This is a genomic window from Pseudoalteromonas sp. S3776, from assembly GCF_005886915.1.
Taxonomy (GTDB): domain Bacteria; phylum Pseudomonadota; class Gammaproteobacteria; order Enterobacterales; family Alteromonadaceae; genus Pseudoalteromonas.
In genome coordinates this window covers 1-9094 of sequence record NZ_PNCU01000061.1, presented here as the reverse complement: position 1 = coordinate 9094, position 9094 = coordinate 1, and the positions used below count along the sequence as shown (strand labels likewise).

Annotated in this window: 5 protein-coding genes and 1 pseudogene; 4 read left to right on the top strand and 2 right to left on the bottom strand. The window is 40.0% G+C overall.

Features of this window, described 5'->3' with window-relative positions; translation table 11 throughout:
* Positions 1-545 precede the first annotated feature (545 nt).
* Positions 546-3305 carry a response regulator gene (locus CWC16_RS17620; protein WP_138542481.1) on the top strand — a complete coding sequence of 920 codons (2760 nt, stop codon included), beginning with the start codon at positions 546-548 and terminating at the stop codon, positions 3303-3305.
* Between the two features lie 19 nt (positions 3306-3324).
* Here CWC16_RS17620 and CWC16_RS17615 read toward each other — a convergent pair whose 3' ends face one another.
* Both CWC16_RS17615 and zigA read right to left on the bottom strand, forming a co-directional pair.
* A complete protein-coding gene (locus tag CWC16_RS17615) occupies positions 3325-4014 on the bottom strand; it encodes a DUF1826 domain-containing protein (RefSeq protein ID WP_138542480.1) in 690 nt (229 codons plus the stop codon).
* Positions 4014-5213: a zinc metallochaperone GTPase ZigA gene (gene zigA, locus CWC16_RS17610; protein WP_138542479.1), complete on the bottom strand. Its 1200-nt coding sequence runs from the start codon at positions 5211-5213 to the stop codon at positions 4014-4016. Before zigA ends, CWC16_RS17615 begins: the two co-directional genes overlap by 1 nt.
* Before the next feature lie 213 nt (positions 5214-5426).
* Here zigA and CWC16_RS17605 point away from each other — a divergent pair.
* The 3 genes and pseudogenes from CWC16_RS17605 (at position 5427) to CWC16_RS17595 (ending at position 8650) form a co-directional block, all read left to right on the top strand.
* Positions 5427-6512: pseudogene (locus CWC16_RS17605) on the top strand (alkene reductase).
* A gap of 184 nt (positions 6513-6696) precedes the next feature.
* Complete coding sequence (locus CWC16_RS17600) at positions 6697-7773, top strand: RDD family protein (protein ID WP_138542478.1); 1077 nt, start codon at positions 6697-6699, stop codon at positions 7771-7773.
* A 25-nt stretch (positions 7774-7798) separates the two neighbouring features.
* The gene (locus tag CWC16_RS17595) at positions 7799-8650 is read left to right on the top strand and encodes an alpha/beta hydrolase (RefSeq protein ID WP_138542477.1); all 852 of its coding nucleotides are present in this window, start codon (positions 7799-7801) and stop codon (positions 8648-8650) included.
* Positions 8651-9094 lie beyond the last annotated feature (444 nt).

Here is a 9094-nt window from a genome sequence, read left to right as displayed (position 1 = left end):
CCTATTTATGGGGAGTAACCACACTTCATAGGCTCTGCCTTGCCTAAAAACCAAACATACCGCTGCAAATTTAACCACCAAAGATCAACACGCCCTTACAACTCCAACGCGAAACTCACTTTTTCTGAGCTAGAGGATAAATTACAGTCAGTAAATGTTTCAACGGTGATTCTCGATGTAGATTATTGTGCAGGACCAGAAACATTAGCTAATGCCTATTTAGCAATCGCGAATGCTAAACCTCTGCTTAAGGATATTAAGTTAAATTTAAGTGGAAGTCATAACAAGAGTAAGTGTAAAAACATATAACACGCTTTTTGAGGGTGTTTATATGCGCTAAATAACCTACCTATGTGTTGCCGGCTAATTGCACACCTTTCTTTTATATGATTTTGTTACCTAAGGTTATTTGTTTTTTATAGGGTGTAATGTTTACCTGTTCCTGATTTATTGCTGGTAGACAACCCTTGTCTTGTACGTAATAATGTAAAAATTACATTAATTTTAACATGTAAAGTGTTAACAAAGTGCCCCAAGGTTAATTAATGCCACAAAGAAGTAAGTGGACACTCGCTGTTTTATTAGGGTTATTAGGCGGGTTAGTAAATCTCTCGCCATTGTATTTTTTCGACAGCTCCGAATTTTTGTTTGGGCAATTGTTTGTCTTATGCAGCTTGGTATTTACTGGACTGCGTTACGCGTGCTTAAGCCTTGCCATTGTTTCTGGCTTTTTACTTTATAGGTGGGGCCATTGTTGGCCGAGTATTGTGTATTTACTCGAGCTTTGTTGGCTTTATGTTTTTTGCTTACGCCGCTCTAAACCTATCCTTCCTCTGGGCAGCGTATTTTGGTTATGTATAGGTTTACCCTTTGTATGGGTTATAGGCCAATTTGTTATTGGCTTAGCTTGGTTAACGCTCATAGTCGCCATATCAAAGTACTTAATTAATGCGCTAATAAGCTTAGCAGTGGTTGATTTATTTAGCGTATTTGTACCTTACGCTAGCCGTGCGTATCAGGGGCGGCCACTGGCAAAAATTTTAAGCTATGTGGTTAGTGTCATTATTATTTTAGTGGTATTGCTAACCAGTGTTATTTTAGTTAACGACCACCATGCGCGCTTAGAGTATGAAGTAAACGCACAACTAGAAGAAAAAGCCGAGTCTATTAGCACGCAATTAAATGATTATTTAGCATTTCATAGAAACGCCATTGTTATGAGTAGCGATGCCATAGGGGCAGGGACCCCCAGCAAGGTGCAGCTTGAGCGACTCATGTTTTTATTCCCAGGTTTTACCACCAGTTTGTACGCAAACCCCGATGGCTTTGTAGAGCTTAGTTCGCCTAACGATTTAATTAAAGGGCTTAGCCTTGCGCAGCGCAGCGTTAAAGACAGAGCATACTTTACCCAAGCGCAGGACCATCCACTTGGTTACACCAGTGGTGTGTTTCAAGGGCGCGGCCTAGGTAATGAGGCCATTGTAGCGCTATCTGCGCCTATTTATCGTAACAACACGTTTTATGGTGTAGTAGAAGGGTCGTTAAAGCTAGATCGCTTGGAGCGATTTATACCCAACTTATTTGAGTACACGGGCGACTTAGTGGTGCTAGATGCTCATCAAAAGGTGGTATTTAGCTCGCTTGATGAATTTAAAATACTGAACCATTTTAGCGAACAAGGCTTTAACACCAGTAATTTAGGTGATAAAAACTTATTTCGTTCAATTAAAAACGAGGTGTACCATAGTTCTCGGTATATTGACTCGCAAAACAATTGGCAAGTTATTACCTTTTACAACCGTAAACATTTAAGTATGGCGGTGGCAAAAGCGTGGCTTCCTACCATTTTGCTAAGTGCGATACTGATGATTTTAGTGGTTATTTTTATACACCAACTTGCTAATTTATTAGTGCAGCCAATTACTAGTTTAACTACGTTAATGCAAAGTTTTAGTAAAACCAAAACGCACACGTTTAATACAGACTCCAGTTGGCATGAAGTATTACAATTGCAGCAGCAATTTGAATTATTGGCCAACGCTCTCCATCGTTCAATAGAAAACCTACAAGCATCTAATACTAGAAACCAAGGATTAAATACTCAACTTAGCGAATTTAATCAGCAGCTAGAAAGCAAAGTAACTGAGCAAACTACAGAGCTTAAAAAAGCGGTGAATAGGGCTAATTTAGCCAATGTAGCTAAATCGCAGTTTTTAGCGAACATGAGCCACGAGTTACGTACGCCTATGAATGGTATTTTGGGCATGGGAGAGGTGTTACTGCGCGATAATTCATTAACTGATGAGCAGCGTGAGCTGTTAAATACACAGCAAAAAAGTGCACAAAATTTACTGAAAATTTTAAACGACATTTTAGATTTTTCTAAAATAGAAGCCAACGCAATGGAAATGAGCCCACGGGCTACTAATCTTGCGCCGTTTATTGCCAATATAAAATCGTTGTTTTCGCCTATTGTAAGCTCGGATCAGGTCGAGTTTATTGTTGAGCAAAGTGACAGACTGCCAGATTGCGTAAAAGTAGATGATCTTCGCTTAAACCAAGTGATTATTAATTTGCTCTCTAATGCGTATAAGTTTACTGAGCGCGGTTTTGTACGTTTATCGTTTGATTATGAAAATGGGCAGCTTTTAGTAAGTGTAGCCGATAGCGGTATTGGTATTGAAAAAGATCAACAAGCGCTGTTATTTAGCGAGTTTACACAAGCAGATGTAGGTGTTGCACGTAAATATGGCGGTACAGGGTTAGGGTTAGCGATTAGCCAAGGGTTAATAAAAAAAATGCAGGGTGAAATTACCCTTAATAGCGAGCCTGGCAAAGGCAGCATACTTAAGTTTTACGTGAGTGCACCTAAAGCACAGTCAAACAAACCAAAGCCCGTTAAACAACAACAGTCGCTGCCAAATTTGAGCGATAAAACACTATTATTAGTTGAAGATAACCCCATAAATCGTCAAGTAATTGCAAAAATGTTAGAGCCCACTAAGGCAAACTTAGTAATGGCAACCGACGGTATAGAAGCGCTGAAAGTACTTGAAGGCAACCGATTTGATTTAATTTTAATGGATTGCCAAATGCCTAATATGGATGGCTACGAATGTACCCAAACGATTAGGGCTAATGAGGTAAACACTAAAGCTCATGTCCCTATTGTGGCGATTACTGCTAATGCCTACGAAGATGATAAGCAGCGTTGTTTAAGCGTAGGTATGGATGACTTTGTTTCTAAACCGGTTAATACGCAAGGCTTGTATGATGTAATCACCAGGGTGATAAACGCGCACTAGTTTATCACCGAAGCAAATTTTAAATAAAATCGAGAGTGAGCAATAAGCGCTGCTCGTTTGCAGCTTTCGGTGGTGAGCGGTGCACTAAGCCTGCGCCTTCGTTTTCGTCCCAGTATTCACCTTTAAGTAGGGCAACATCGCCTTGATTTAGCTGATTAATATGGCTGGTTGATGTAAATAAGCCAGACTCTTCATCGGGCTTACCTAAATTACCAGCCCCCAATTTTGAGCGGTCTACATCGCTGTGATTTAGCCACTGCGTTGCAACCCCTTGATAAGTTGTTACTAGTCGGCATGGAATTTTGTCTACATGAAAACGCGGACACATGGGTTTGTTTAACACTTTTAGCCTTAAACCCGCACGTTTTAAATCAAACAGGCAGCAAAACATTTCAATGAGTAGGGCTATATCTTCACATAGCGCTTTAGCTTCATTGTAATTTTGTTCTGTTGGCTTTAGCGCTTTAATTAATTTATCAAACGCATTATCGGGCGATAGTGCAAGTTCAAGTGGTTTTAATGCATTTGTATTTATGAGCGTATTAACCGCCTCTGTTAATGTGCTTTCGAGGTTTCTTTGCCAAACCGCAATGTTGATATTTTCGTTATAAATTTGCGGTAGCACGTTGGCATCACTATTTATAGCTGCACGTCTATGTAGAGGTTCGGCGGGTTTTACTTGTGCTGATAAAGGGGCTAGGGCGTTCATTATAATTCCTCCCAAATTGGAAACGGATCGCTGTAGGTTCTCCAAAAATCTTTACCTTTAAGTACGGCATCTTTAGGCAGTAGGCAGTCATCTAGCGCTTTAATCATGGCTTGCTTATTTAATGATTGACCAATAAACACCAGCTCTTGGCGCATATCGCCAAAGGGTTCTACCCATTTGCTGTTTATATCGGCAAGTAGCTCAGGATCGGTTGGCCAGTCTTTTTTAGGGATGGCTTTATAAAACATGCCTGCAAACCCATAGTGGGCAATGCCGCCTGCTTGGTTCCACTGGCCGCAAAATAGCGGGCGTGTGGCAAGCCAAAAGTAGCCTTTAGAGCGAATGAGCTTGCCAAATTGCTCAGTACCGTGCAAAAACTTATAAAACTTTTCAGGGTCAAACGGGCGATGAGCAATGTAATTAAAGCTGCTAATACCGTATTCTTCAGTCTCAGAGATGTGCTCACCGCGCATTTCTTTAAGCCAGCCAGGGGCTTGTTTTGCGCGTTCAAAGTCAAAAAGGCCGGTGTTAATTACTTTATTAATATCAACTTTTCCGGCTGATATAGGGATGATTTCAGCTTGGGTATTGAGTGTGTTTAAAATAGCTGTGAGTTTATTTAATTGTGCTTTGGTGACTAAGTCGGTTTTACTTATTAAAATTACATCGGCAAATTCAACTTGGTCAATAAGTAGGTCGGTAACGCTTCGTTCGTCCTCTTCACCAAGGGATTCACCTGTATCTTGTAAGTCGTTAGCTTGCTCGTAATCAGTTAAAAAATTAACCGCATCAACCACCGTTACCATAGTATCAAGAGTGGCAATATCTCCTAGTGATACGCCATTTTCATCAGCAAAGGTAAATGTTTCGGCAATAGGCAGTGGCTCAGAAATACCGGTTGACTCAATAACGAGATGATCAAAACGGCCTTCTTTTGCAAGTTTGCTTACCTCTAACAGTAAATCTTCACGCAGCGTGCAGCAAATACAGCCATTACTCATCTCTACGAGTTTTTCATCGCTGTGACTGAGCGATATATCGTTTTTAATAGTGGCGGCATCTATGTTTATGTCGCTCATATCGTTAACTATAACAGCCACTTTTTTACCTTGGCGGCTGTTAAGAATGTGGCTAAGAACGGTTGTTTTACCAGCGCCTAAAAAGCCTGATAACACTGTGACGGGCAGTTTATTTATCATTTAATTTTACTTACTAACATGCATTTAATGGTATGTTATATTGTATCAATTAAATATTCTAGCCATAGCATGCTTTTTTAATGAATGTAGTTTTGAAGGATTAGTAACCATTCGTTTTTTATTGCAAATTCGACAAAACTATTTTGCATTTTTTGTTGTTTTTGAATTTATTTAAACGCGTTACTTTGAGCGCCACCAAACTTAGGAGGCATTATGACATTACTTTTTTCACCCATAGAACTTGCAGGTAAAACTTTAAAAAACCGCATTATTATGCCACCAATGACACGCTCGCGCTCCACGCAGCCCGGCGATATAGCAAACGATTTAAGGGCCACTTACTAAGCACAACGCGCAAGTGCTGGGTTAATAGTTAGCGAAGGTACACAAATTAGTAAACTTGGCAAAGGCTACGCTTGGACGCCGGGTATTTATTCAACCGAGCAAGTAGCAGGCTGGAGTAAAGTAACTAATAAAGTACATAACGCTGGTGGCGTTATGTTTGCCCAGCTTTGGCATGTGGGGCGTGTAACGCACAGCGATAACACAGGGGGTGCGCAGCCAATATCAGCATCAGCCATTGCCGCAAAAGACGTAAAAGTATTTGTAGATACTAACGGCGAACCTGGCTTTGTAGAGACTCAGTTACCGCGTGAGATGAGCAAGCAAGATATTACACACGTAATAGGCGAATTTCGCCAAGCGGCCATAAATGCAGTAGACGCAGGCTTTGATGGCATAGAGCTACACGCCGCTAATGGGTATTTAATTAACCAATTTTTAGACTCGCAATCAAATGCGCGTTCTGATGAATATGGTGGCAGTGTACAAAACCGTTTGCGCTTTTTAGTTGAAGTAGTCAATGCAGTAAGTGATGAAATTGGCAGTCAAAAAGTAGGTGTAAGGCTTGCGCCACTTACCACGCTTAACGGCACGATTGACGATAATCCAGAGCAAACATATTTGGCCGTGGCACACGCATTAAACGACGCTGGCGTAGGTTATATGCATATTGCTGAAGCCGACTGGGATGACGCTCCTTTAATGAGTGTAGAGTTTAAACAGGCCATTCGTAAAGCGTACAGCGGTGTTTTAATTTACGCAGGTAAATACACCAAAGAGCGCGCCGATGAAGCCCTAGCACAAGGCTGGGCCGACATGATTGGCTTTGGTCGCCCGTTTGTGTCTAACCCAGACTTACCAGCAAGGCTTGAGCAAGGTAAACCGCTAAATAGCCACAGCCCCGACACCTTGTTTGGTGGCGCAGAGCAAGGCTATACCGATTACCCAACCGTTTAATTATTTATAAATAAAGTATTTTGAGGGCTGCATGTATGCAGCCTTTTTTATGCTGGTAAATCAACACCTTTAACTTGAGCTAATACCAATCCTCAAAATAGAACACTTAATTAAGCGGATTGATATAAAAATAAAAAGCGCGTAAGTTAAACAGCTTACCCATTTTAAAAACATAAAAATAAAAATGAAAACCAAACAGATAGATCAGCTCGCGTTATCAGACTCTGAGACCAAAGACGTGATCACCCCATATGCCTTTAAAATTGACCAAGCGTTATTAGGTATTCCATTAGCGAGCCCAAGCATACGTGCAATGGCGATGACTATTGATGTCGCTTTGATATTTATGGCCGCTAAGCTAAGTGCAACCTTAATTGCATTTGTGGCTGCGATGGCTTTTTATAAAGGCACTGCGCAGCAATACCTACCAAAAATGTCATCGTTTTGGCGCAGAGCCCTAAAACTTTTTGCAGCGAGCTTTTTATTTGTAAGCGCACTCACCGTGCTCTCATTAGCGATAGATTTTTTTGAAGACGATACCGCTATTCAAGGTATACAAATAGAGCAAGCGCAGCAAAACGATGAGTTAAGTGAGCATGACAAATCAATAATACGCACGTATTTAGCGCAAACAGACGACGATAAAAACTGCGATGATGTTTGCCAAAGCGTTGCTCTTGCTAATTTAGTTGGCCAATTACCGGCGCTTGCTGAAATTGAAAATGTTGGAGGAATTGAAGTTACGCACACATTATTGCAGTTAATGGCTATTGATGATGAGCCTATGGCGGCAGATGATTTTAAAAATAATGGTACAGAGCTAAAGAGCATTTCGGGCGAAGCTTCAGATGAAAGCAATATAGTTGAAAAAGCAGACACTAAAAGCGAGAAAACCAAACCTGTTACCAGCATTTTGCAGTGGGGCAAAGGCATTATTCAAGACCTAGGCCTTGGCTTTGGGTGGGCCGCCGTTTATTTTACGTTGTTCTCGTTATTATGGCGCGGACAAACCCCAGGTAAAAAAGTATGTAATATTCGCGTAGTAGCACTAAGCGGTGAGCCATTAGGTATGCTTGATTGCTTTGGCCGATATGGCGGTTACGGCGCTGGTTTTGCCACGGGCTTATTAGGCTTTTTACAAGTGTATTGGGACCCAAACAGGCAAGCCATTCAAGATAAAATATCAGCAACTGTGGTTATTCAGGGCAGTGTGAATCAAGTTGTAAATGTGAAAACGGTAAAAGAGACTGTTAATAGTTAATTTTGCCCTTACTACAAGGATGGTTATGAAAGCTTTATTAATTGTATTTATTAATCTGTATTTTATTACGGTGTCTTACGCGTCAGAAAATATTGTGTTAGCAAAAACGCATCAACTTGAGTCTGTTATTTTAGGTGAACAACGCAGCTTTAGCGTTTATTTACCGCCAAGCTACAATAAAAACCCTGATAAAGTATATCCAGTTATTTACTTGCTCGATGGTGACCACACACATCTAAAAGCCGTAGCCGGGCTAGTCGAGGCACTTAGTACTCAGCGGCTTGAGCAGCAAATACAGCAAGCAATTATAGTCGCCATTCCAAATAGTAAAAATGCGATAAGAGAGCGCGATTTTACCCCAACCAATGTTGATTGGACATTTAACGGGATGCTACTCGAAAAGTTTGAAAATATTGGCAACGCTGCAAACTACAGCGCCTTTTTTGAAAAAGAACTTATTCCACTGATTAATAAAAATTACCGAACATCAACTAAACGCGTATTAATAGGTGAGTCCTTCGGTGGCTTGTTTGCCAGCTATGTATTGCTTACCAACCATGCGCTATTTACAGATTACTTAATTATTGATGCAACCTACCTGTGGGATAACAACTACCTAAACCGTTATTTTAATGAGAAACAGCTTATAAATAAGCCGCTTAATGGCAATGTATATTTTACCTTTGCAAATAACGGCGAAGCGTTTGGCGAAATTGGTAAAACAAATTACCAGTGGGGCTCAGCATTCGCTAAAAAGTTAAAAGCACACTCAAGTGATAATCTAATTATAAATCAACATTACTTTGAAGATGAAACTCATGGCACAGTCGCAGCGCTTAGCTGGTATTATGGGTTAAAAAGTATACTTAAAAGATAATTTCACCATAAAAATTAAATGAGACTTTAATTGTTAAATGTAAAGCATAAAGAGCTTCATAAAAGCTTTGTATATTTATTAATTGCATGCGTACTAACGAGTTATCTAGCGTTACTTATTGCGTGGTACGAGTTTAACGATCCGCCTTTCATTGCAAATAAAAAATTACATATTATAGAGATGATAGTATTACCTATATTAAGCATGGCAGTAATATATACATTATTTAAAAAGTATATGTGTGATGACAACTTTAATTATTTAATGACTAATCACTTTTTTAAAGGCAGCAGATTAGTAAAAGGGTTTTTGATAGTAATGTACCCTTGCTTACTTTATGTAGCATTGTGGAAGTTAAGCGTAGTTCCCATCTTATATTATGCTGAAAATAATTTAGGGGAACCATGGTCTAAAGAATATTTATTCATAGCTTAGTTCTTAAGA